Source organism: Leuconostoc carnosum (genome assembly GCF_007954525.1).
Lineage (GTDB): Bacteria > Bacillota > Bacilli > Lactobacillales > Lactobacillaceae > Leuconostoc > Leuconostoc carnosum.
Map to the genome: position 1 here is coordinate 1,182,877 of NZ_CP042374.1, position 23,624 is coordinate 1,206,500.

25 protein-coding genes and 1 tRNA gene are annotated in these 23,624 nt (G+C 37.0%); 25 read left to right on the top strand and 1 reads right to left on the bottom strand.

Annotation, left to right across the window (positions count from 1 at the left end; all coding sequences use genetic code 11):
- Positions 1-26 precede the first annotated feature (26 nt).
- The 6 genes from FGL89_RS05930 (at position 27) to FGL89_RS05955 (ending at position 6,994) form a co-directional block, all read left to right on the top strand.
- On the top strand, positions 27-998 hold the full coding sequence (locus FGL89_RS05930) for a beta-ketoacyl-ACP synthase III (RefSeq protein ID WP_014974893.1): 972 nt from the start codon (positions 27-29) through the stop codon (positions 996-998).
- A gap of 194 nt (positions 999-1,192) precedes the next feature.
- A complete protein-coding gene (locus FGL89_RS05935; RefSeq protein ID WP_147000468.1) occupies positions 1,193-2,359 on the top strand; it encodes a LysM peptidoglycan-binding domain-containing protein in 1,167 nt (388 codons plus the stop codon).
- Between the two features lie 13 nt (positions 2,360-2,372).
- Positions 2,373-2,723: an NlpC/P60 family protein gene (locus FGL89_RS05940; RefSeq protein WP_014974891.1), complete on the top strand. Its 351-nt coding sequence runs from the start codon at positions 2,373-2,375 to the stop codon at positions 2,721-2,723.
- 404 nt (positions 2,724-3,127) lie between these two features.
- Complete coding sequence (locus FGL89_RS05945) at positions 3,128-4,435, top strand: LysM peptidoglycan-binding domain-containing protein (RefSeq protein WP_420844351.1); 1,308 nt, start codon at positions 3,128-3,130, stop codon at positions 4,433-4,435.
- Between the two features lie 66 nt (positions 4,436-4,501).
- Entirely contained in the window at positions 4,502-5,755 is a 1,254-nt protein-coding gene (locus FGL89_RS05950) for a peptidoglycan bridge formation glycyltransferase FemA/FemB family protein (protein ID WP_014974889.1), read from the top strand.
- 57 nt (positions 5,756-5,812) lie between these two features.
- Positions 5,813-6,994 (top strand): LCP family glycopolymer transferase, encoded by a 1,182-nt coding sequence (locus tag FGL89_RS05955; protein WP_014974888.1) that lies wholly within the window; start codon positions 5,813-5,815, stop codon positions 6,992-6,994.
- A gap of 49 nt (positions 6,995-7,043) precedes the next feature.
- On the opposite strand, the gene FGL89_RS05960 is transcribed toward FGL89_RS05955, so the two are convergent.
- Positions 7,044-7,457, bottom strand: coding sequence for a YbaN family protein (locus FGL89_RS05960; RefSeq protein ID WP_014974887.1), 414 nt, complete (start codon positions 7,455-7,457; stop codon positions 7,044-7,046).
- A gap of 82 nt (positions 7,458-7,539) precedes the next feature.
- On the opposite strand from FGL89_RS05960, the gene FGL89_RS05965 reads away from it, so the two are divergent.
- From FGL89_RS05965 to FGL89_RS06055, 19 genes are all read left to right on the top strand, one after another.
- Positions 7,540-8,457, top strand: a complete 918-nt coding sequence (locus tag FGL89_RS05965) for a Ppx/GppA phosphatase family protein (protein ID WP_014974886.1) — start codon at positions 7,540-7,542, stop codon at positions 8,455-8,457.
- The gene (locus tag FGL89_RS05970) at positions 8,450-9,664 is read left to right on the top strand and encodes a hydroxymethylglutaryl-CoA reductase, degradative (RefSeq protein ID WP_014974885.1); all 1,215 of its coding nucleotides are present in this window, start codon (positions 8,450-8,452) and stop codon (positions 9,662-9,664) included. The genes FGL89_RS05965 and FGL89_RS05970 overlap by 8 nt, the downstream gene beginning before the upstream one ends.
- Positions 9,661-10,605, top strand: coding sequence for a hypothetical protein (locus tag FGL89_RS05975; RefSeq protein ID WP_014974884.1), 945 nt, complete (start codon positions 9,661-9,663; stop codon positions 10,603-10,605). Before FGL89_RS05970 ends, FGL89_RS05975 begins: the two co-directional genes overlap by 4 nt.
- Before the next feature lie 42 nt (positions 10,606-10,647).
- Positions 10,648-11,352 carry an NAD-dependent protein deacylase gene (locus tag FGL89_RS05980; RefSeq protein WP_014974883.1) on the top strand — a complete coding sequence of 235 codons (705 nt, stop codon included), beginning with the start codon at positions 10,648-10,650 and terminating at the stop codon, positions 11,350-11,352.
- A 299-nt stretch (positions 11,353-11,651) separates the two neighbouring features.
- A complete protein-coding gene (locus FGL89_RS05985; protein WP_014974882.1) occupies positions 11,652-12,395 on the top strand; it encodes a metal ABC transporter ATP-binding protein in 744 nt (247 codons plus the stop codon).
- A complete protein-coding gene (locus tag FGL89_RS05990) occupies positions 12,388-13,233 on the top strand; it encodes a metal ABC transporter permease (RefSeq protein WP_014974881.1) in 846 nt (281 codons plus the stop codon). The genes FGL89_RS05985 and FGL89_RS05990 overlap by 8 nt, the downstream gene beginning before the upstream one ends.
- 50 nt (positions 13,234-13,283) lie before the next feature.
- Positions 13,284-14,222 carry a metal ABC transporter substrate-binding protein gene (locus FGL89_RS05995; protein WP_186727202.1) on the top strand — a complete coding sequence of 313 codons (939 nt, stop codon included), beginning with the start codon at positions 13,284-13,286 and terminating at the stop codon, positions 14,220-14,222.
- Positions 14,223-14,343: 121 nt separating this feature from the next.
- The gene (locus tag FGL89_RS06000; RefSeq protein ID WP_014974879.1) at positions 14,344-15,249 is read left to right on the top strand and encodes a cation diffusion facilitator family transporter; all 906 of its coding nucleotides are present in this window, start codon (positions 14,344-14,346) and stop codon (positions 15,247-15,249) included.
- A gap of 374 nt (positions 15,250-15,623) precedes the next feature.
- Positions 15,624-17,015: an Nramp family divalent metal transporter gene (locus tag FGL89_RS06005; protein ID WP_014974878.1), complete on the top strand. Its 1,392-nt coding sequence runs from the start codon at positions 15,624-15,626 to the stop codon at positions 17,013-17,015.
- A 34-nt stretch (positions 17,016-17,049) separates the two neighbouring features.
- Complete coding sequence (locus FGL89_RS06010; RefSeq protein ID WP_014974877.1) at positions 17,050-17,517, top strand: universal stress protein; 468 nt, start codon at positions 17,050-17,052, stop codon at positions 17,515-17,517.
- Positions 17,518-17,728: 211 nt separating this feature from the next.
- Positions 17,729-18,340, top strand: a complete 612-nt coding sequence (locus tag FGL89_RS06015; RefSeq protein ID WP_014974876.1) for a cadmium resistance transporter — start codon at positions 17,729-17,731, stop codon at positions 18,338-18,340.
- A 7-nt stretch (positions 18,341-18,347) separates the two neighbouring features.
- Positions 18,348-18,641, top strand: a complete 294-nt coding sequence (locus FGL89_RS06020; RefSeq protein ID WP_014974875.1) for an ArsR/SmtB family transcription factor — start codon at positions 18,348-18,350, stop codon at positions 18,639-18,641.
- A gap of 91 nt (positions 18,642-18,732) precedes the next feature.
- Positions 18,733-18,816, top strand: a tRNA-Leu gene (locus FGL89_RS06025).
- A gap of 254 nt (positions 18,817-19,070) precedes the next feature.
- Positions 19,071-19,790: a 16S rRNA (guanine(527)-N(7))-methyltransferase RsmG gene (gene rsmG, locus FGL89_RS06030; protein ID WP_014974874.1), complete on the top strand. Its 720-nt coding sequence runs from the start codon at positions 19,071-19,073 to the stop codon at positions 19,788-19,790.
- A 40-nt stretch (positions 19,791-19,830) separates the two neighbouring features.
- Positions 19,831-20,592, top strand: coding sequence for a ParA family protein (locus tag FGL89_RS06035; protein ID WP_014974873.1), 762 nt, complete (start codon positions 19,831-19,833; stop codon positions 20,590-20,592).
- Positions 20,582-21,481, top strand: a complete 900-nt coding sequence (locus FGL89_RS06040; protein ID WP_014974872.1) for a ParB/RepB/Spo0J family partition protein — start codon at positions 20,582-20,584, stop codon at positions 21,479-21,481. The genes FGL89_RS06035 and FGL89_RS06040 overlap by 11 nt, the downstream gene beginning before the upstream one ends.
- Position 21,482: 1 nt before the next feature.
- Entirely contained in the window at positions 21,483-21,689 is a 207-nt protein-coding gene (locus FGL89_RS06045) for a DUF951 domain-containing protein (RefSeq protein ID WP_014974871.1), read from the top strand.
- A gap of 63 nt (positions 21,690-21,752) precedes the next feature.
- Positions 21,753-22,853: a redox-regulated ATPase YchF gene (gene ychF / locus FGL89_RS06050; protein WP_014974870.1), complete on the top strand. Its 1,101-nt coding sequence runs from the start codon at positions 21,753-21,755 to the stop codon at positions 22,851-22,853.
- A gap of 66 nt (positions 22,854-22,919) precedes the next feature.
- On the top strand, positions 22,920-23,624 hold the full coding sequence (locus FGL89_RS06055) for a DUF1129 domain-containing protein (protein WP_014974869.1): 705 nt from the start codon (positions 22,920-22,922) through the stop codon (positions 23,622-23,624).

Genomic DNA, 23,624 nt, shown 5'->3' on the forward strand with positions numbered 1-23,624 from the left:
GAGTATAAGTTAGAAAGAGACAGCATATGCCCGGAATTAAAATTTTATCAAGTGCTCATTATGTACCTGAGGATGTTGTCACCAATGATGATTTGGCTAAAATAATGGACACCAGTGATGCTTGGATTCAGGCACACACTGGTATTAAGACACGTCATATATCATTAAAAGGTGAAAATACCAGTGATTTAGCGACCAAAGCTGCACAAATAGCGTTAGCTAAAGCGCAGGTTAAGCCAGAAGAACTTGATTTAATCATTGTGACAACCTTTACTCCTGACGGTTTAGCACCTTCAACCGCAGCACTTGTACAACGTAATTTATCAGCAAAAAATGCGTGGGCTTATGATATTATGACAGCTTGCGCAGGTTTCATATTTGGTTTAAGTACAGCCGATAAATTTATTCGTTCAGGTGCCTATCGCAAAGCTTTAGTTGTGGCAGCCGAAGTCAATTCAAAAATGATGGATTTCAAAGACCGTACAAGTACGGTGTTTTTTGGTGACGGTGCTGGTGCGGTCGTGCTCAGTGCGGATGATCAAATTGATATGGTTAAAGGCGAGCAAATGTGTACCATTGGTAATGCTGAAGTTGTTCATTCTGGTAGAATTGCGCCGTTGACGACTTTATCTGCAAATAACTATCCAGTAACAGATGCATTTACACAAATTGGACGAGATGTTTTTGACGAAGTCACCATGTTGATTCCAGAACATATTCAAGCATTTTTAGCTAATAAAGACTTGGAAACAAAAGATATTGATTATTTCATTCCGCATCAAGCTAATTTGAGGCTTATTGAGTATATTGCAACCGCATTAAATGAACCTCTTGAGAAATTTTCGAGAAATGTTGTTTACAATGGCAATACATCATCTGCAGGGATTGCCATTGGTTTTGATGAACTCAATCAAACTGCTGATTTAACGGGAAAAAGAGTGCTACTAACAGGTTTTGGAGCAGGGTTTACTTATGGGAGTATTTTGCTCGAACTATAATATGGAACAAGTGTAATGATTTGTAAATCCTTTTTTTGTAATTTTTTTGTAACAATGTTATACGATTGAGAAATCTAAACAATATGTGCGTTATAAAAAATGGATATACTTGATGATGTTGTTAAGATTTGTATAAAAGCAAGTCAAAAAATTAATAAACATAATAAAAATTAAATTATTTGGAGTTATATCTTATGAGTCATAATTTGAAGAAAATATTATTAGCAGCAGCGGCTGGTGTCGCAGCTGCAGTTGGCGGACATGCAGCAGTTTCAGCTGATTCAGTTGAAGTTCAGTCTGGTGACACACTTAATAGCATTGCGCAAAAAAATAATACAACTGTTGATGACGTAGCAAAAGCCAACGGTATTACAGATACGAATTTAATTATTGCTGGACAAAAATTAAATATTTCAACACCAGAAGCACCTTCTGTTTCAGCTGATGGATCGAAGTATACTGTTCAAGCTGGTGATTCATTATCAAAGATTTCTGAAACAACAGGTGTCAGTATTGCAACCTTGACATCTTTGAATAACTTGTCAAATCATGATTTTGTTTTGACTGGACAAGAATTGTCATTGAAAGAAGCACCAAAAAATCAAAATACTGCTGAAACAGTTACAGCAACAGAGCAAGCACCAGTTGCAGTTTCTACTGATACTGAAAAAGTAGCATATATCGCAGCTGCTGATACAGACAAAAACGGCTTTATGACAACAGCTGAATATGATGCCTATCAAGCTAATGGTGGTCAAGTAGCTGCAACTGAAAAAGCACAAACAGTCACAGCACAACCAGCAGCACAGGTCAGTGAAAATGTAACTTATAATGCAGCTGCGGATGCAAACCATGATGGCTACATGACGGCTGCAGAGTACAGTGCCTATCAAGCTAATGGTGGCAACAAACAAGCGCCCACTGCAGTACAACCAGCAGCAACACAAGCACAAACTTCGACACAGCAATCTGCACCTACACAAGTTTCAACAAATAATACATCAGCACCTAGCTCTTCAGCAGCACAAACAATGTTGAACTCATTGAACGCTAAGCGCGCTTCATTAGGTTTGGCACCAGTAACGTTGGATGCAGGATTGTCAGCACATGCACAGTCTCGCGCAGCAAATGCAGTTGCTAATGGTGGTATTCCAACCAACCATTTTTCAACTAATGGTGAAGTTGTTGCCGTTGACTTTGGTGCTGGACAAGTCATTGATGCATGGTATAACGAAACGAATATGACAACGAATGGCACACCTGGACATCGTATGTGGGTAGCAAACGCCCGTGCCACATCAGTAGGATTTGGTATTGTTGGCGGTACAATTGTTGCCGAATCAAATGCCGGTCAATATTAATAAATAAAAGTCTATGACGAGTAATTGGTTAGACTTAGCACTAGCGCAGTTAGGGAATAAATATTATTCTCCAGGTGCGTTTGTTGCGTTTATTTTTAATTCAACCCATGTTCATTCGCATGTTAAATCTGGCAAATGGTCTGCAGATTTGGTTGATTTAACATATGATGTATATGAATTAAACACAATTGAAAATACTAATCCGGGTGATTTACTTTTTTGGGGTATACCGGAGCAACCTTATACTACTGGTATTTATGTTGGTGGCGGACAATTTATTGCAGTTGATGCAAATGATAAACGTGTCAAAATGCAAATGCTTAATAAAAATTGGTTGCCTACATTTACTGGTACTGTATTTTGACTTGATAGTGACATCTATTTGTATTCTTTTTGTCATAAAAACCCGTATTTTGTTGCATTTGTGTTTATAACGGGATTTTGATAATAAAATGCAACTTATGTAAAACATGCATGTGACATTATATTGGTAAACTAATCAATGTCGAGAAAAATATCAAACAACTTTAGTATTTAATATTTACTGAGTGAATGTACTTTTAAGGAGTTAACTATATTATGAAATCATCTACTATTGTCAAATCTGTTGTTACTGCAGCTGGTGCATTTACTGTCGCTGGTGTTGCTTCTGTATCTGCTGATACAATGACTATTAAATCTGGGGATACATTAAGTAAAATTGCAGCTGCAAAGGGAACCACCGTTGCAGACTTAGTAAAAGCTAATGCTATTAAAAACCCAAACTTGATTTTTGTTGGACAGCAATTACAAGTTCAACCAACTACAAAATCAAATAAAGTTGCTGTAACACAAAAAAGTACAGTTAACTCTGGTTCATATAAAGTGAAGTCAGGCGACACACTTTATCATATTGCTGCAACAAATGGAACAACTGTTGCTGCATTAGTTGCTGCTAATTCAATTTCTAACGTTAATTATATTGCGGTTGGACAAACATTGAATCTTGCACCAGCAGCCGCAACACCATCAACACCTGCTGCGTCAACATCAAGTGCACCAGCAGCCGCAACACCATCAACACCTGCTGCGTCAACATCAAGTGCACCAGCAGCCGCAACACCATCAACACCTACTGCATCAACATCAAGTGCACCAGCAGCCGCAACACCATCAACACCTGCTGCGTCAACATCAAGTGCACCAGCAGCCGCAACACCATCAACACCTGCTGCGTCAACATCAAGTGCACCAGCAGCCGCAACACCATCAACACCTACTGCATCAACATCAAGTGCACCAGCAGCCGCAACACCATCAACACCTGCTGCGTCAACATCAAGTGCACCAGCAGCCGCAACACCATCAACACCTGCTGCGTCAACATCAAGTGCACCAACAGCCACAACACCATCAACACCTGCTGCGTCAACATCAAGTGCACCAACAGCCACAGCACCATCAACACCTGCTGCATCAACATCAAGTGCACCAGCAGCCACAACACCAGTTAAAGCAGCTAGTGCGCAACCATCAGCACCAGCAGCCGAAAAAGTTAGTTATATTTCTGCAGCTGATGCAAATCGTGATGGCTTTATGACAACTGCTGAGTACAATGCTTATAAAGCCAATGGCGGAAACAAGCAAGCACCAGTTGCAGCAAAACAGTCTGCACCTGTTCAAGTAGAACAAGTTTCAAAAGCTACAGCAACTACAGTAAATACAGTAGCACAACAAGCAGCACCTGCTTCTTCAGCAGCACAAACAATGTTGAACTCATTGAACGCTAAGCGCGCTTCACTTGGCTTAGGTGCTGTGACATTGGATGCTGGATTGTCAGCACGCGCACAGTCACGTGCGGTTAATGCTGTTGCCAATGGTGGCTTACCAACTAATCATTTCGCAACAAACGGCGAAGTTGTTGCCATTGGTTGGGGTGCCGGAAATGTTATTGATGCATGGTATAACGAAACCAATATGATAACTAATGGCACACCTGGACATCGTATGTGGGTAGCAAATGCCCGCGCCACATCAGTAGGATTTGGTATTGTTGGCGGTACAATCGTTGCCGAATCAAATGCCGGTCAATATTAATAATTACTGAAGCGTCTATACGACGCTTTTTTTATTTTGTATAATAGTAATAGAGGACTGAATTTTATGACGTTACAGTTTATAGAACTTTCACCACAAGAATATGCAGCATTTGAATCAAAGCATCTATTAGGTACTTATACACAGTCAATTTTGCAATATGAGTTATTACTAAAAAATGGACATCATCCTTACTTGCTAGGTGTCAAAGAAAATGAGCAAGTAATTGCCGGTTCATTGGTTGTAACGGAGTCCACTCGTTTTGGTCAAGCTTTTCTATTTGATCGCGGGCCTTTGTTAGATTTTAACGACCTCAATTTATTATCTTTTTTTGTTAAAGAAGCAAAAAAGTATGCGAAAAAACATGGCATTTTGTACATAGAATGGGCACCTAATGTAACTTATGTTAAAACTGATAATACAGGTCAATTTATGCAAGAAACCAATGATGAGTTTCTAAAGAAATTATCGCGGGAAGGGTTTGAACATCAACCATTTGAATTTGGCATGTCAACAAACAGTTCACCGGCCTGGGAATATGTGAAACCAATATCTGGTCTGACTGACGAAAAATCTATTTTGAAATCGTATACTAAAAATGTGCAGTACTATCTCAAAAAGAATAAACAATTTGGTATTCAGTTACGTCAGTTGGACAAGAATGATTTACCAGATTTTAAAAAATTAACAGCCACAACAGCTAAGCGACTTAATTATCATGATAAGGATTTATCATTTTATGAGATGTTGTATGATATTTATGGTAATGATGCCACGTTTATGTTTGCTGAACTAAATTTTGAAAAATATATTTCTGAAGAAACTGAAAAAATACAAGAATTAAATCAAAAACTAGATAAAATTCAGCAAAAGATTGTTAAATATCCATTGCAAGACAAGTTTAAACGTCAGTTTGCAGAATTTAATGATCAAAAGCAGCAACATATTAAACGTATTGCTAAAGCCACAGAACAAATGAATAAAGCTGGGCGACCAACTGTTGTGATAGCTGGCGCTTTATTTATTCAACAACCTCAAGAAATGACATATTTGTATTCTGGGACTTATGAAGAGTATATGGATTATTATGGTCCTTATCAAATTCAACATGAAATGATTAAAAAAGCTGTGGCTGGGAATATTGACCACTATAATTTTTATGGTATATCGGGACACTTTGATGGCACAGATGGTGTATTTCGCTTTAAAACAGCATTTTCAGGCTATGCTCGTCAGTTAGTTGGTAGATTTATTTTACCAGTCCATCCTTTAAAATATAGATTATATCGTTTGTTAAAACATATCACCGGACGTGTCTAATATTATTCACCTATATAATAATTAATGGTATAATTATTGTTATTAAATGGGGGAAATATGGATAACCAAAGTATGAGTCGCCGAGCGCGACATGAACAAATTAAAGCTACCCAAAATCAACCTCGAGGGCCCAAAAAGCCTCAAAAACCGCGTAAACGTAGGAAAATATGGCGTTGGATTTTTGTGATATTGCTTATTGCACTGATTATTGGCGGTATAGTTTTTAGCAGAGTGTTGAGTAATGTGCACCGTTCGGTTGATAATATGCAACGAAGTGCTAAAATTACCAAGGCACGTGATGTCAAACAAGTTGTTAAAGATGGTAAGCCTTTTTCAGTTTTAGTACTGGGTACTGATACTGGTGCACTTGAACGTGATCGAACTGGATTAACAGATTCGATGATGCTAATCACGATCAATCCAAAAACTAAACAAACTACTATGATGTCAATTCCACGTGATATTATGGTTGCAGTAGTTGGCGCTGAGCATACATTTCCTCAAAAATTAAATGCAGCCTTTCCAATTGCCGGTGTCGGTGGTGCAATGATGACTTTACAGAACTATCTTAATGTGCCAATAGATTTTTATGCTTTGGTTAATATGGGTGGGCTAGAAAAGTTAATCGACCAAGTTGGCGGTGTAAAAGTAGCATCACCGCTAACTTTCACATATACAGCTGATGAAGATGTCAGTCCCGCAACATACAAGTTTGTTAAGGGACAAGAACGTTTTCAATATGCAAAAGATGGCAAAAATTTTAAAACATATACCACTATGAATGGTAATGCAGCATTGTCCTTTTCTCGTATGCGATATGATGACCCAAAGGGTGATTACGGTCGTCAGTTACGACAACGAATGGTTCTAAAAGCACTACTAAAAAAGTCAGCTAGTGTGTCAACTCTGCTTAATGCTAAATTCATGGCGTCTATTTCAAAAAATGTTAAAACTGATTTATCTTATAATGAGATGATTAAAGTAGCACAAAAATATATGTCTGCAACTAAAAATCAGGTTTCTGATAACATACAAGGTACAGGCGATATGTATAATGGTATCAGCTATCAGATGGTAAAGGAAACAGAAAAGCAACGTGTTACCAATAAATTACGTCAGTCATTGGATTTAGCGCCAAAGACAACAGGAAAACAATTTGGTGGTGCTGTACCAGCAATATCATATGGTATTGCTGAGACCAATTTAAATGGTATCAATGAAACATTGGATCCACAATAAATAAAAGCACCAACTATTTTAAATAGTTGGTGCTTTTATTTATTGTGGATCAATCATTTAACTCTGGACGTTTGACGTTTTGAGTAAACGGAATACCATTGCGCCATAAATAACCGTGGTAGTAACTTTCCATTGCAGTAATTTGTGTTAATGAGGTGAGTGGCAATACAAATTTCAACCAGAGCATATTAGTTGTGAAAAAAGGGATGGACATCATGCTAGCGGTAATAAAGTAGATGACAACTCTGCCGCGCAAAGATAATTTACGATTAAAAACGGCTTCATCAACATATTTAATGTAGTATTTATTTTTGTGTAACCATGCTTCAAGACGATGAGAAGATTTTGACCATAAAATGGCAGTTAATACGTAAAAACCAGTAGTTGGTAGGCCGGGAATCCAAATTGCAATCGTACCGACAGCGAAACTGATTATGCCAAGTAGAATATAAATAATTTTCATAATGATATTGTAACATGTTTCTTTGCCCGTAGTTCAGGCTTTTTTGGTATACTAGAAATAAATAACATCTAGGATATCTTACATGAGCTATTTAGTAATTGTCGATCTTGGTAGTAATTCGGCACGTATGGTGGTCGAACAACTCAATGATGACGGCACATATACGGAAGTTCTCCGTGAAAAAAAAGATACACGTATTGCACAATATATGGGTCCTGAATTAATGTTAAAGGAAGAACCTATGGTACGTACGATTGCGGTACTGAAATATTTTCAATCACGCTATCAAACATATAATCCAGAAGTACGTGCTATTACGACAGCAGCAGTACGTATGGCAGCTAATCAAGCTGATTTTTTGAGACGAGTAAAATCTGAAGTAGGCATTGACTTTAAAATTTTAACGGGTGAAGAAGAAGCTCACTATGATTATCTTGGTGTTATGGCAACATTAAAGATACAAAACGCGGTTATTTTAGATACCGGTGGCGCTTCTGTGGAACTCATTGCTGTCAACAATGGGCTAAGTACTGCTGAAGTGAGCTTACCATTTGGTGCGGTTAGTTTATCGGAAAAATATAATTTAGCAAATGAGATTAATCAAGTAGATATTAATTTGGCCAATCGGGATATTTGTGAGCAATATGCACCGTTATCATGGTTAAATCATCAAATTGGTGATCCGGTTATTTTATTGGGCGGCGCTAATCGTTCACTTGCGCGTATGGCACGTACGTATTCAGGCGAGGCTGAAGTCAACCATATTCACGGTTATGAAATGTCAGTAACGATGGTTGAAAATATTTTTGATGATATCCGCCATATGACACGACAAGAAAGGGAACATGTTGCAGGTCTAGAAGTATCACGTGCTGATATTATTATCAGTGGTTTATTACCTTTGCTGAATTTAATGCACATGATTAGCGCACCTAAAGTCATTTTTTCAGAAAGTGGTGTGCGTGAAGGACTGATTTCAGAAACACTAAAAAATGACTAAAAAATATTATGAACTGACGCCGGATGAACGTTTGGCGTCTTTAAATTTAAAGCAAGAAACAATGACTGCATTTCAAGAAAATCGAACACCACAGCATGCGCAAATTATTGAAAACTATATCAGCGATTTTCGTGTGCCGATGGGGATGTTGCATGATATTATAGTTAACGGGCAACATGTCAGTGTACCAATGGCCATCGAAGAACCAAGCGTGATAGCAGCAGCTAATAATGGTGCTAAAATGATCAATTCAGTTGGCGGTGTTAAGGCAATGTTACCTAAAAGAACGGCAATGATCGGGCAAATGATGTTTGTTGATATGCCGATTACGGTGCTAGATGATTTTGTGTTGTCACATCAAAATGAATTACTAGCAATTGCCCAGCGAGCAAAACCAACAATTTATCAGCGTGGTGGTGGTTTATTATCAGTTACAACACGGCAAGTATCACCTACAGAAGTGAGTGTTGATTTTATAATTGATACGCAAGATGCGATGGGTGCTAATATTGTCAATACAATTTTAGAAGCAGAAATAAGCGCTTTTTCTAAATTTGAAACACATCTAATAGGTGTGATTTTAAGTAATCACGCTTTGGAACAAATTGTTACTGTAAAGGTTAATATGACATTTGATAGTGTGGGTGGACATGATGTCGCACAAAAGATAGTAGCATTAAATCACTTTGCAAAAAATGATCCTTATCGTGCAACAACAGAAAATAAAGGCCTATTCAATGGTATTGGTGCAGTTGTATTGGCGACGGGCAATGATTGGCGTGCTGTTGAAGCTAGTGGTCACGCCTATGCTAGCCGTGACGGACAATATCGTGCATTAGCTTCATGGACAATTCAAGAGGACCAGCTGATTGGGGAGTTGTCTATGCCGATTTCTGTTGGTACTGTGGGCGGGGCTATTTCAGCCATGCCACAGGCTAAAAATGTGTTAAATATCATGAAGATTACTTCTGCTGATGAACTACGTACAATCATTTTAGCGACAGGATTAGCACAAAACTTAGCTGCTCTAAAGGCTATTGCGTCAGGTGGTATTCAACGTGGACACATGCGTATGCAATATCGTGTACTGGCTTTGCAAGTTGGGGCAACTATGTCAGAAGTACCCATTCTGGTTGCTAAATTAAATCAGTTAAAGCAAGTTGATACTACTATTGCATCAAAATTATTATCGGAGATAAGAAAATGAATCCCAAAATTAAAGAATTACTCAATCAAGTGAATCAGTTGTACCCAGGTACGGTGATAACTCGTGTATCAGGCGAGGATGCTGGCGAATTACATATAGACCGTGTTTCACAAGAAATGCTAGGTGACCGTATTTTACTTGAATTAGCAGAAGATACAGAAACCGATTTTATGTTTGGCAATGAATTACTAAAAATGTTGCTGACCTTTAATGGTGTAACACCGCAGGTCTTTTTTTCGTTAACATTTAAGGATGATGATTTAGACAAACAGCTCATTCAAATTGCGACTCGTATGCAGCGTGTTGTTGTGCACGCAATCACATATCGCGAGTTATTAAAGCAAGGGATTTTAACTTCAACAACAAAAACCGCTTATTTTTCCGGTATTAAATCTGAATTAACACCGGAAAATGGTGAATTAGATGATGAGAGCCTTTGGCGCTTGCTGGTCTTATTAGATGCACTGATATTTGCTGATATTAGTGGTTTAGATATTAGTGAATTAGCTAACTTGTATCCATTAGCCTTTACTGCTGCTAAAAAACTGGTAGCACCAATTTTAAATGCTGATTTAAAGCAATCACGCCACATTCGTCGTCAAATTACAGCTTTATTCTCAGGCGTAGATGAGGTATTAGAAGCTTGGGGGAAGCCAACTGTTAATGCCAAAGAGTATGTAACATTAACAAGTGTCCTATCAAAACGACAATTAGATTTGCCGGTTAGTCAAGTTTTTACAATTTTCCACTCAGAAATGACAGATTTCCAAACTAAAAAAACTGCTTACGTCGGCTTAAGTCAGTTAGATTCACAAAATAGTTTTGTCATCACAAGGCCAGAGAATCAAGACTCGGCAACATTTTTCAAGGCATTATACAAAATGAAGGTTGGCGATTTGTTCAAACAAATGGCCTTGCCTTACATTGAACGTATGTCATAATTTAAAGTCATAGTAGTGTCAGGATGATGAAAGGGGAAATAGATGTTAGTGACAGCAGATATTCAAGCACAGTTTGATCATGCTAAAAATATTGTCTTTATGACAGGCGCTGGTGTTTCGACACGTTCAGGTATTCCTGACTATCGTTCGAAAGGAGGTATTTATGATGGGGTCAGTTTGAGACCAGAGTATTTACTGTCAGCGACAGCGTTTCAGGAAGATCCAAAACGTCAATATCAGTTTATGATTGATAATATGTATTTCCCTGATGCGGTGCCAAATATTATTCATGATAAAATGGCGGAGATGACACGTCAAAATAAAGCTAAAATCATTACACAAAATGTGGATGATTTGCATATGAAGTCTCATCCCAAAAGTGACAGTATTATTCGTTTTCATGGTTCATTATATGATGTGTATGCGCCTGTCGATGATAAACAGGCTGATGTAACAGCATATTTGCAATCAATGACACGTTCTGATGGGGCAATATTAAGACCACGAATTACTTTTTACGAAGAAATGCCCTTTGATATAGAGAAATCTGTTTTATGGGTGCAACAGGCTGATTTAATTGTGGTGGTGGGTACAAGTTTTCGAGTATATCCATTTGCTGGTTTACTAAACTATGCTAATCAACAAGCAAATATCATGTCAGTCAATTTGGAATATATTGATACACCTTTTAAAATTAATCAAATTGTTGGTGATGCGACCACCTTTTTTAGCGAGCTTAAGTTATAATTAAGATGAAAATTAATATCCGATTCATGTATAGAATAGTTCTAATATAAGAAAAAATATAGATATTAAAGAAAAATTATGGTAATATCAAACTATATTGGTAATTATCATCTAGTTGTGTCAGCCTAGAAACAACCAGATGATAGTTAGTCAATATAAAAATAAAATGTTACGACGCACTTATTTCGATTGTGAATTTTAAACGCGCCTTTTTTGGTTATCAGAAAGTTTTGGCTGAAAGCATTCTAAATTAAAAAGCACTTGAATTAATGCCAAATGACATTAGGAGAGTACAACTAATGATAAATATCCGAGATATGACGGTTACCTATGGTGGTAATCCGATCTTTACGAATCTGTCCATTCAGTTTGAACCAGGTAAAATTACGGGTATTATTGGCCCTAATGGGGCTGGTAAGTCAACAATGATTAAGGCGATGTTAGGCTTAATCAGTAAACAGACTGGAGAAGTCACACTTGATGATAATCCAGTGACTAAACAATTAAAGAGAGTTGCGTATGTTGAACAACGTGCAGCGCTTGACTTGAGTTTTCCAATTAATGTATTTGACACTGTCATGACAGGGACTTACCCTAATTTAGGGCTATTTCGTGTGCCAGGTGCAAAGGAAAATGAAGCGGTAACAAAAGCGTTATCCGATGTTAAACTTTCAGAATTTACTAAGCGACAAATTGGTGCACTGTCTGGTGGACAATTACAACGCGTTTTCGTAGCACGTGCTATTGTGCAAAATGCCGATGTCATCATCTTAGATGAGCCATTTGTTGGTATTGACATGAAATCTGAAGTTGAAATTATAGCAATATTGAAGCATTGGCAAGCAGCAGGAAAAACAATTATTGTTGTGCACCATGATTTAAATAAGGTTACGACGTATTTTGATAATCTTGTGATTATCAAACGTGGGATTGTTGCTGCCGGTCCAACAGCTGATGTTTTTACAAAAGAAAACATCGCAAATGCTTTCAGTGGTGACTTGTCAACGATATTATTCGCAGATAAGGAGTCAGAAAATGCATAGTATTGAATTATTTATTGATGGTTTAATGAAATATAACTTCCTACAAACAGCTTTAATTACTTCTATTTTAGTAGGTATTATGTCAGGCATAATTGGTTCTTTTATTATTTTAAGAGGCATGTCATTAATGGGGGATGCTATCTCTCACGCAGTGCTACCAGGTGTTGCTGTCGCCTACATGTTGGGAATTAACCTACTTGTTGGTGCATCGATTTTTGGAATTTTAGCTGCTTTACTAATTGGTGTTGTGACAATGAAGTCAAAGCTAAAAAATGATACGGCAATTGGAATTGTTTTCTCGGCGTTTTTTGCTCTAGGATTTATTTTAATTTCATTAGCAGAATCCGCCACGAATTTACATCATATTTTGTTTGGTAATGTGCTGGCTGTTTCTGACAGTGATTTGGTTACAACGGCTGTTGTCTTGGCTATCATTTTATTGTTTGTTGTCATCTTTTACAAAGAATTGCTCATTACCTCGTTTGATAATACTTTTGCCAAAGCATATGGTTTGAAAACACAAGTGTTGCATTATGCATTGATGTTGATGTTGACACTAGTTACAGTAACGGCTTTACAGACAGTTGGAATTATTTTGATTGTTGCCATGTTGATTACGCCAGCAGCAACAGCGTTTTTGTTAACAAATCGGTTGTCACACATGATGGTTTTGGCAGCAACATTCTCTGTTATTTCATCAGTTATTGGCTTGTATTTCAGTTTCACGTTTAACTGGGCTTCAGGACCAGCAATTGTACTTACAGCAGCGATGTTCTTCCTAGTGACATTTATTTTTTCACCAAAGCAAGGCATTATATTTAAACAAAAAGAGAATTAAATAAAATCAAAGCCAGCGCAATAGCGCAGAAAATAGCGGAGAATAAAATGATTAAACGTCTAGGTATTATTATTATTGCAGTGGCGGTTATTTTGGGTGGCGTATTCTGGTTTGTTAACAGTAGCCAAGGTGGTAAAACAAGTCAACACGATAAGATTCAAGTTGTTGCCACGAATTCAATTATAGGAAATATGGTTGAAGAAATTGCTGGCGATAAAGTAACACTGCACACGATTGTGCCACGCGGAACAGATCCTCATGAATATGAACCACGACCACAAGATGTTCAAGCCACACAAGAAGCCGATATTTTGTTCCATAATGGGTTAAATCTTGAGACAGGCGGATCCGGTTGGTTTAAAAAAATGTATCAAAACGCTGGTAAAGCCGATAATAAAGAAGTATTTTCTGTCTCAGAAGGTGTGCAAGCTAAGCACTTAACAGACAAAGGAAAAGAAAATGAATTGGATCCTCATGCTTGGTTAGATATACAAAACGGTATTAAGTATGTTAAAAATATTGAAAAAATATTAATTGACAAGGATCCTGATAATACTAAAACATATCAACAACGTACCAAGGCATATATTAACAAATTATCTGAGTTAGATAAGTCAGCGAAGACGAAATTCAACAATATTCCTGAAAATAAGAAATTATTGGTGACATCTGAAGGTGCATTCAAGTACTTCTCAGCTGCTTACGGTATTACACCAGCTTTCATCTGGGAAATCAATACAGAGTCACAAGGTACACCAGAACAAATGCGAAATGTATTAGCTAAAATCCGTGCAACAAAGGTACCATCATTGTTTTTGGAAAGTTCAGTATCGCCTAAGACGATGGAGAAAGTATCAAAGGAAACTGGCTTACCAATCTATTCTAAGATTTATACTGATTCATTAGCTAAGAAAGGTCAAGCAGGAGACACTTACTACGGCATGATGAAGTGGAACTTGGATAAGATTTCTGCAGGTTTGTCAAAATAATTATAGGAAATCATTAATAGTTAGCTATTGATGATTTTTTATTTACAAATTACATGAAACAAAATTCATATAAAGTGGTATATTAGACGTATAAATAAAATAAGATATATGAGGAAGAACGATGGTACAACAAAAGATGAAACAAATGCCGTATATTATTGGTATTTCTTTGAATCTCATTTTCGTATTAACCGAATTAGTTTTTGCTAGAGTAGCACATTCGACAGCTTTATTTGCCGATGCTTTTCATAACTTGAGTGATGTGTTAGCTTTGGTCGTTGCGTGGTTAGCAGTGATTGTTTTCGGATTAAAATCTACGAGTAAACGTACATACGGTTGGCATAATGTGTCGATTTTAGCTAGTATTTTTAATTCAGTTTTACTAATATTTGCTGTGATCACTATCTTTTATGAAGGGATAAGTGATCTTATTAATCCGGGCAATGTACGGACAAGCGGTACAATGATTATGATCGTTGCAGCAGTAGGTATTGCCATTAATTTCTTTACAGCAATGTTATTTAAAGCTAGTGGATCTCCTGATGAGCATGGGCACCACCACGACCAAGATTTAAATTCCAAAACAGCTTATATTCATTTATTGGCTGATGCAGGTGTTTCCGTTGGGGTGATTGTGGCTGGTTTGCTAATTCAATTAACAGGTTGGCATGTGATTGATGCGATTGTCTCGATGATTATTGGTGTTATTATTTTGGTTACATCGTGGTCTGTAATTGCAGAAACATTTAATTTAGCATTAAATAGTGTGCCAGAAAAAATTGATGAAAAGAAAATATTAAATTATCTCCAGTCACATCAAGGTGTCAATCGTTTACACGATTTGCATATTTGGCCATTATCAACAACAGAAGTTGCCTTGACAGTACATCTATCAGTTAAGGATAATGTTGATACACAAATTTTATTGGAAGATATATCTCAAACACTACGACAAGATTTTGATATTAATCATGTGACAATTCAAATTGAAACAGCTGTTTTTGATCAAATATGTAATTCGATTTAAAAGGGCATAGAATTACCGCATTCTCATGAAATCGTTTACAAAAGCTTACAGAACAAAATCTATTTATCATTTTTATAACATAAGGTATTAGTGAATAAAAACACAATTATTTTTGTGTGTTTTTGTGGTTGACGAATTTAGAAAAAAGTGTATTATTAATTATGTACTAGGGCATCAATAGCCGAGTTAGGTAACTTTCATAAGCTTTCAACAACAAAGTTGAATGAAATCCTTTATGAAATTTATTTAGCACTTAAGTATGTGTTTGGCTAATATTTTAGCACATACAGCTCGTAAAAGTGAATACTGGGTACGAATTTGAGTCAAAATTCGGCTGTTTTTGTCCTGAGGAGAAATCTAAAGGAGAGATTAGAATGGATAATTCTAAAAAGAAACCGGATCATCACATCATTGAGGATGCGAGTGATAGGTTAAGTTTGAGTGACGTCAATAGCTCAATTGAAGCCCCAAGAGATGGGTCATTTTGGCGTAAATTGTTGGCATTTTCAGGTCCAGGCGCGTTAGTTGCCGTGGGATATATGGATCCAGGTAATTGGGTAACATCTGTTGCCGGTGGTGCGCAGTATCGGTATACATTATTATCGATTGTACTTATTTCGAGTATCATTGCGATGATACTGCAACATATGGCTGGAAAACTGGGTATTGTTAAGCAAGAAGATTTAGCCCAAGCTACGCGAGATCGTACCAATAAAGTCGGTGGCTTTATCTTATGGATCATGACCGAGTTAGCTTTGATTGCAACCGATATCGCTGAAGTAATTGGAGGCGCGATTGCCTTGCATTTGCTATTTGGTTGGTCAATGATCGCTTCAGTTATGACTACCGCATTTGATGTTATTTTGTTACTATTACTGATGAGGTTTGGGTTCCGTAAGATTGAAGCTATTGTCATGACACTGATTATCACCATTTTGGTAATTTTTGCTTATTTGGTTATCTTGGCAAACCCACAATTATCATCATTGTTTGGTGGGTACTTACCACAGTTGCAAACATTGAGTGGTCACGTTCCCGTTGGTGGCGGTTCGTCACAATTGACCTTAACACTTGGTATTATTGGTGCTACAGTTATGCCACATAACTTATACTTGCACTCATCTATATCTCAAACACGTAAAGTTGATCGTCAAGATAAATCAGCTATTAAGGAAGCGGTCCGCTTTATGACATGGGATTCAAACATTCAATTGTCATTGGCATTCGTCATTAATTCATTACTCTTAATTTTGGGAGCAGCATTGTTCTTTGGTCATGCTAATGACGTTGGCACATTTGGTGCGATGTATGATGCGCTTGGCAATAATGCGATTGCTGGAGCTGTAGCATCACCTTTATTATCAACACTATTTGCTGTTGCATTGTTGGCCTCTGGTCAAAATTCGACAATTACAGGTACCTTAACTGGTGAAATCGTGATGGAAGGGTTCTTGCACTTACGAATTCCAATGTGGTTACGTCGTATTATTACTCGTGGTTTAGCTTTGATTCCAGTTGTTGCCTTTACTTTGATATATGGTGGGTCAGAGGGGAAACTCGATGACTTAATGGTACAATCACAGGTTTTCCTTTCAATTGCTTTACCATTTACCATGGCACCTTTAATTTATTTTACTTCGTCTAAAAAAATTATGGGTGAAGAATTTGTTAATTCGAAGTGGTTAACAATAATAGGTTGGATTGCGTTTACCGTCTTGACAGTTTTGAATATTATGAGTATTTATCAACAATTATCAGGATCATAATTTAGTAAGTATAATTTATTAAAGGAGATTAATTATGAGTGAATTAAACTTAGATATTGAACCAATGCAATTTAAAAATATTGTAGTTGGTGTTGATGAGTCTGAACAAGGCTACTTTGCCTTAACAAACGCCGTTCATCAAGCACATGAAGATGATGCTAATTTGATCATTGCTTCAGTGTTAGAAATGGGTGATTTGTCTGCGATTGATGCGCTACACTTAGGTGTTATCAAAGAAAAACGTGCAGAAATTGAAGCAAATTTAGCTCGGTATAAAGCATATGCAGAGTCTCAAGGGGTTAAGCATGTCGTAACTATTTTTGCAGATGGTGCGAAGGCTGGAGAAGCCTTATTGCAAGATGTTGTACCTAAAGTTAATGCTGATTTCATTATTGTTGGTGCGCATTCACGTGATGGTTTCTGGGAATCGTTAGGTTCACAGGCTGCATATATTGCACGTCATGCTAGAATTTCATCAATGGTTGCTCGTAAGAGTTATTAATAAAAATGGGTCGTCTTCGGACGGCTTTTTTTATTGCCTAATGATAATATATGAACGTGTTAAGTGTCCTACCTTCCTGAAATTTATCATTGTTTGAGACCAGTTGTTTTATTATTTTTTACAATATAGCGTTACTAGATTAAACCAGTATAAAATATGAAAATGTCAGCATGCTATAATATTGAGGAGATCGAAAATAAAAGGAGGAATTATGTTACAAACATTATTTACCGCTTTTATTTCGTATTTGGGTACTAGTTCTGATTATTTTGTTGTGTTGTTGCTAGTATTTGGACAATATCGATCAAATGAGGAATCACGTGCAGTAATATTTGGCGCATATTTAGGTAATCTGCTACTGATTGGTACTGCAATAGTTATTGCTGTCTTTTTGAAACGTGTACCGTCAGAGTGGGTACTTGGTTTATTAGGAATTATTCCTGTTATCATGGGTATTTATGGTTATTTTTCAAATAAAAATGAAAGTGCAACTATATCGGAGCATTTAGACAAAATTGGTATTGGAAAAATTATTTTTCATATTGTATGGCTGACAATAGTAGCATGTGGAGCGGATAATCTAGCATTGTATATTCCTTATTTTGCAACTACTAACTTTGTATATTTACCAATTATTTTAATCATGTTTGCAGTTGTTTTAACAGTTACTATATTTGTTGCTCGCCAAGTTACGCATTTAAAAATAGTTTATGATTTTTTTGAAAAATATGGCGATATGATGCAATTAATCATATATGTGGTTTTAGGAATATATATAATGTTTGTTGCAGGTACCTTCCAACATTTAATTTCTCTGCTATAATATAAATATGAATAAAGAAATTAATATTGAATTGGAACATATTTTTAAAATTTTAGGTAATAAACAACGATTAACGATTCTTGAATTATTACGTGTCAGGCCACGTACAGTGTCAGAAATCGTTGATTCTTTAAATATGGAACAATCTGCTGTGTCACATCAGCTAATGGTTTTAAGAGAGGCTGAATTAGTGCAATCACAGAAAAATGGGCGAGAAGTTTTGTATGCTTTGAGCGATTCGCACGTTTTGATATTATTGGATAATGCGTTGAAACACGTGGGTCATATACTAAAACATTAAGCCAATGAATGAAAGCATATTGACGGATAGCTGATTTTTTGATATTATAATATAGTTGTTTAATGAAGTTAAATAGCAAAACAATTATAATGCCGTTGTGGCGGAATTGGCAGACGCGCTGGACTCAAAATCCAGTGGTGGCAACACCGTGTGGGTTCGACTCCCACCGACGGCATAAGATAAGCAAAAAGCACTAACGTAATCTACGTTGGTGCTTTTTGCTTAATAAATAAAAGTTCGATAATATTTAATAGAAATTCAGGAATTGAAGTTGATACATTTAATACGTATTATTCATTTGAAATAGCCAAAATAGATGATCGGTCAATAATTGCTGGAATGCTTGAAAATTAAGGGTTTTTCAGGTATTCTAATAGTAGTTGTAATTAGCGCTTTTCGTGCTGCACAAACTTGAAACGGAGCAAAAAATTGACAGTCGACGAGTTTATTTCAGCCTTAAAAGAAGCTGATATTATTTTAACAAAAAAACAAATTCAACAATTTGAACAATATTTTAACATGCTGGTTGCTACGAACGAGAACGTTAATTTGACGGCTATTACAAATCAGCCAGATGTTTATTTAAAACATTTTTATGATTCACTAACCATTGCTTTTTATGAAAAGAATTTGCAATTAGCTAATAAAAGTTTAATTGATATTGGTGCAGGCGCAGGGTTTCCCTCACTACCGTTAAAGATTGTTTTCCCAAATATTAAAATTACGATGGTTGATGCCTTGCAAAAACGTGTTAATTTTTTGCAAGAAGTTGTAACAACACTAGATTTATCCGGTGTTGAAATTGTACACGCACGTGCTGAAGATATTGGCCAAGATTCACATTATCGTGAACGCTTTGATTATGCAACTGCTCGCGCAGTAGCCCGTACGAGTGTATTAGCTGAATATACGTTACCATTTGTAAAAATTGGCGGTCGTTTCTTAGTAATGAAGGGTTCAGCAGCTGAACAAGAGCTGGCTGATGGTCAAAAAGCATTAGCCGTATTAGGTGGTGAAGTCAGTGAGTCGTTTGAATTTAAATTACCAAATGGTGATGTACGTTATATTCAAATGGTTGATAAACACAAAAAAACACCCAAAAAGTATCCAAGACAAGCGGGCACACCAAGTAAAAAACCGATTAATTAAGTAAACATAACATGTTTTTTAGAAAGGACGTCTAAACCAAATGGCACAAATAATTGCACTAGCCAACCAAAAAGGTGGCGTCGGGAAAACCACAACAAGTATTAATTTAGGTGCAGCATTGGCACAATCTGGTCAACGTGTGTTACTTGTTGATATTGATGCACAAGGGAACGCAACGAGTGGTTCTGGTGTGGATAAATCTGAATTAGAGCATGATAGCTATGACGTCATTGTTGATTCAACACCTATACGAGATGTTATTGTACCAACAGACAACTATGATTTAGTACCAGCCACCATTCAACTTTCTGGTACAGAAATTGAGTTAGCTAGTTATGAACGACGTGAATATCGTTTGAAGGATGCACTCGCATCAGTCTATGATGATTACGACTTTATATTGATTGATAACCCACCGGCTTTGGGTTTGTTAACAGTCAATGCGTTTACTGCCGCTGATGCAATTTTAATTCCAGTACAAACTGAATTTTATGCGTTAGAAGGTCTGGGCCAGTTACTGAATACTATTGAATTAGTACGACAACAATTTAATGATAATTTGGACATTGCGGGTATTTTGTTAACAATGTATGATGCGCGTACCAATTTAGCAAAACAAGTATCATCAGAAGTACGTCAGTACTTTAATGATAAGGTTTACACGACAGTGATCCCACGCTCAGTTCGTTTGAGTGAAGCGCCATCTTATGGTCAAGCAATCATTGATTTTGATCCACGTTCATTGGGCGCGCAAGTTTATACTGAACTTGCTCAGGAGGTCTTGAAACAATATGGCAAATAAAAAAGGTGGTTTAGGAAAAGGTCTTGGCGGGTTATTTAATGCCAACAACGTGACTGAACAGGCATTGGAACACACAAAATCAGTTACAAAAAAAGCATCGGACACAGAAAGTGTTGAAAAACTTGATTTAAACAAAATTCAAGCAAATCCATTCCAACCACGTCATCATTTTGATGACGTTAAGTTACAAGAATTAGCTCATTCCATTAAAGAAAACGGCGTCTTAACGCCAATTATTGTCCGCAAATATGGTGATCAGTATCAAATTATTGCTGGTGAGCGTCGTGTGCGTGCTTCACAATTGATAGATGCATCTACAATTAGCGGTATCGTTCGCGATGTTGATGATGATACCATGGCAGCCATAGCGCTTGTGGAAAATTTACAGCGTGATGATTTGGATGCCATTGAAGAAGCGCAAGCTTATGCATCATTAATGACGCAATTACATTTAACACAAGCACAAGTGGCTGAAAAAGTCGGAAAAGAACGGGCAACGGTTGCCAATGCGATTCGTTTGTTAAAATTACCAGACGCTGTACAAGAACTGTTGCAGAACCAAGATCTATCTATGGGTCAAGCCCGCGCACTTCTTGGTTTGAAAGCTAAAAATCAGATTGATCATGTTGCGAAATTAGTGGTAGCACGAGATCTAAATGTTCGCCAAGTAGAAGCTTTGATTAAACAGATGAACAATGGCGATACAGACAAAAACGAAAAACATGTATCACCATATATTAGTGCACTAGCAACACAACTTGAGGAAAAATTTGGTACAAAGGTTAAGGTTAACGCTGGATCAAAAGGTAGCGGTAAAATTGAAATTAATTATGTATCTAATGAAGATTTGGGTCGAATTTTAAGTTTAATAGATATTGAGGTGGATTAATATGGCAGAACCACTTGTTTATCATTTACATGATATTGTTGAGATGAAAAAACCACATGCTTGTGGGTCAAACGCTTGGGAAATTACGCGTGTTGGTGCAGATATTAAATTAACCTGCACCAATTGCGGTCGTGGTATTATGATGCCTCGTTTTGATTTCAATAAACGTTTGAAGAAAGTTTTGAAATCAGCTGATAGGGCTGATTAGTTAGTTTTAATTAGGAAAGGAAACGTGCTCCGGTGTCCTAATGACACCGTCACACTTACATTCATGGCACTTACAGCTGGAATTGTTGGTTTACCAAACGTTGGTAAATCGACATTATTTAATGCAATTACTAAAGCAGGGGCGGAGATGGCGAACTATCCATTTGCGACAATCGAACCAAATGTTGGCATGGTTGAAGTACCTGACGATCGTTTAGCACGTATACAAGAAATTGAACCTGCTGATAAGGTCGTGCCAACAACGTTTGAATTTACAGATATTGCGGGTATTGTTAAGGGGGCTTCACAAGGTGAAGGCTTAGGTAACAAATTTTTAGAAAATATTCGTCAGGTAAATGCTATTGTTCATGTAGTTCGTGCGTTTGATGGCGATGAAATTATTCATGTTAACGGTGTTGTTAATCCATTAGATGATATTGATACAATTAATACGGAATTGATTTTAGCCGATCTTGAGACTATTGAGAAACGATATGCGAAAGTTGCTCGTGCAGCTAAAGGACCAGATAAAGAGGCTAAAGCTGAATTTGGCGTGCTAGAAAAAATTAAACCAGTGCTTGAATCAGGAAAATCTGTTCGTACGATTGATTTCAATGAAGATGATCAAAAAATTGTTAAAGGACTATTTTTGTTAACTGCTAAACCAGTACTATACGTTGCTAATTTGGCCGAAGATGACATGGCTGATCCAGAATCATCAAAGCACTTTAACGACATTAAAGATTTTGCTGCTACTGAAGGTGCTGACGTGATTGGTTTGTCTGCAAGCGCTGAAGAAGAAATTGCACAACTGGCAGATGAAGACAAGGCTGAATTTTTGGAAATGGCTGGTGTTGAAGAGCCAGGACTAAATAAATTGATTCGCGCCGCATATCATTTACTTGACTTGCGAACATTTTTCACTGCTGGTGGTAAGGAAACAAGAGCATGGACGTTTAAAGCTGGTATGAAGGCACCACAAGCAGCGGGGGTTATTCACTCTGATTTTGAACGTGGATTTATTCGCGCTGAAACAATCGCTTTCCAGGATCTAGATCAAATGGGATCCGTTAAAGCGGTAAAAGAGGCTGGCAAGCTACGTTCAGAAGGAAAAGAATATATTGTTAATGATGGCGATATTATTGAATTTAGATTTAACGTGTAATTTGATTTGTAAATAATATATTAATGCAGAGACATTCTGCGTACATATTCTCGGAGGAATGATGACATGTCAGAAGAAAAACGCTCACTAACAAAGAAAAATGAGGACTTTGTTTTTCGTTTTAAAAAGATAATTTTGCAAAACAGTAAATTATCTACTGAAAAAATAGAAGAGATAATTGCAGAAATTGAAGATGAACTGCGTGTAGCACAAAAGTCTGGGCAAACAGCAGCACAACTATTTGGGACACCAACTCAAGCAGCGCAAAAGTATTTGGACCCAAAACAAACCGCTAAAAGAATGCATGAATTTAAGTTTTGGACGCTAGCATTAGACACAACTTTAGTTATTTTTATGTTATTTGCTGTTGTGTTTGGGTTTACCTTGTTCTTTTCAAAAAATGGGAACAATCAAGGTGGTGGTATTGTGTCATTAATCTTAATTGCACTACTTGGTGGCACAATATATACTGGCGTAATGTTAAAGGTAACTCCTAATCCAAAGGCAGCTCAGAAGCAAGAGGCTAAATGGATCCGATGGGCCTATTTATTAGGTGCCGTTGTCGCCTGGATTGTTGGCTTTACTGTTTTAGGATTGTTACCACAGTCATTAAACCCAACTCTACCACCAGTTGTTTATCTGGCGCTAGCTATTTTAGCTTTTGTAGCATTTCGCTGGAATCGTCAGCGCTTTGGTTTGAAGGGTGGGTTCTTCGCTATTAGTCAATTAGCGCAACAAGCAAGATTAGATGAAGCACGGAATAAGAAATAA

Bases quoted from the DNA above. Each gene is read 5' to 3' on its own strand.
- FGL89_RS05930 (WP_014974893.1), top strand. From the start codon at position 27: ATGCCCGGAATTAAAATTTTATCAAGTGCTCATTATGTACCTGAGGAT.
- FGL89_RS05935 (WP_147000468.1), top strand. From the start codon at position 1,193: ATGAGTCATAATTTGAAGAAAATATTATTAGCAGCAGCGGCTGGTGTC.
- FGL89_RS05940 (WP_014974891.1), top strand. From the start codon at position 2,373: ATGACGAGTAATTGGTTAGACTTAGCACTAGCGCAGTTAGGGAATAAA.
- FGL89_RS05950 (WP_014974889.1), top strand. From the start codon at position 4,502: ATGACGTTACAGTTTATAGAACTTTCACCACAAGAATATGCAGCATTT.
- FGL89_RS05955 (WP_014974888.1), top strand. From the start codon at position 5,813: ATGGATAACCAAAGTATGAGTCGCCGAGCGCGACATGAACAAATTAAA.
- FGL89_RS05960 (WP_014974887.1), bottom strand. From the start codon at position 7,457: ATGAAAATTATTTATATTCTACTTGGCATAATCAGTTTCGCTGTCGGT.
- FGL89_RS05965 (WP_014974886.1), top strand. From the start codon at position 7,540: ATGAGCTATTTAGTAATTGTCGATCTTGGTAGTAATTCGGCACGTATG.
- FGL89_RS05970 (WP_014974885.1), top strand. From the start codon at position 8,450: ATGACTAAAAAATATTATGAACTGACGCCGGATGAACGTTTGGCGTCT.
- FGL89_RS05975 (WP_014974884.1), top strand. From the start codon at position 9,661: ATGAATCCCAAAATTAAAGAATTACTCAATCAAGTGAATCAGTTGTAC.
- FGL89_RS05980 (WP_014974883.1), top strand. From the start codon at position 10,648: ATGTTAGTGACAGCAGATATTCAAGCACAGTTTGATCATGCTAAAAAT.
- FGL89_RS05985 (WP_014974882.1), top strand. From the start codon at position 11,652: ATGATAAATATCCGAGATATGACGGTTACCTATGGTGGTAATCCGATC.
- FGL89_RS05990 (WP_014974881.1), top strand. From the start codon at position 12,388: ATGCATAGTATTGAATTATTTATTGATGGTTTAATGAAATATAACTTC.
- FGL89_RS06000 (WP_014974879.1), top strand. From the start codon at position 14,344: ATGGTACAACAAAAGATGAAACAAATGCCGTATATTATTGGTATTTCT.
- FGL89_RS06005 (WP_014974878.1), top strand. From the start codon at position 15,624: ATGGATAATTCTAAAAAGAAACCGGATCATCACATCATTGAGGATGCG.
- FGL89_RS06010 (WP_014974877.1), top strand. From the start codon at position 17,050: ATGAGTGAATTAAACTTAGATATTGAACCAATGCAATTTAAAAATATT.
- FGL89_RS06015 (WP_014974876.1), top strand. From the start codon at position 17,729: ATGTTACAAACATTATTTACCGCTTTTATTTCGTATTTGGGTACTAGT.
- FGL89_RS06020 (WP_014974875.1), top strand. From the start codon at position 18,348: ATGAATAAAGAAATTAATATTGAATTGGAACATATTTTTAAAATTTTA.
- FGL89_RS06035 (WP_014974873.1), top strand. From the start codon at position 19,831: ATGGCACAAATAATTGCACTAGCCAACCAAAAAGGTGGCGTCGGGAAA.
- FGL89_RS06040 (WP_014974872.1), top strand. From the start codon at position 20,582: ATGGCAAATAAAAAAGGTGGTTTAGGAAAAGGTCTTGGCGGGTTATTT.
- FGL89_RS06045 (WP_014974871.1), top strand. From the start codon at position 21,483: ATGGCAGAACCACTTGTTTATCATTTACATGATATTGTTGAGATGAAA.
- ychF (WP_014974870.1), top strand. From the start codon at position 21,753: ATGGCACTTACAGCTGGAATTGTTGGTTTACCAAACGTTGGTAAATCG.
- FGL89_RS06055 (WP_014974869.1), top strand. From the start codon at position 22,920: ATGTCAGAAGAAAAACGCTCACTAACAAAGAAAAATGAGGACTTTGTT.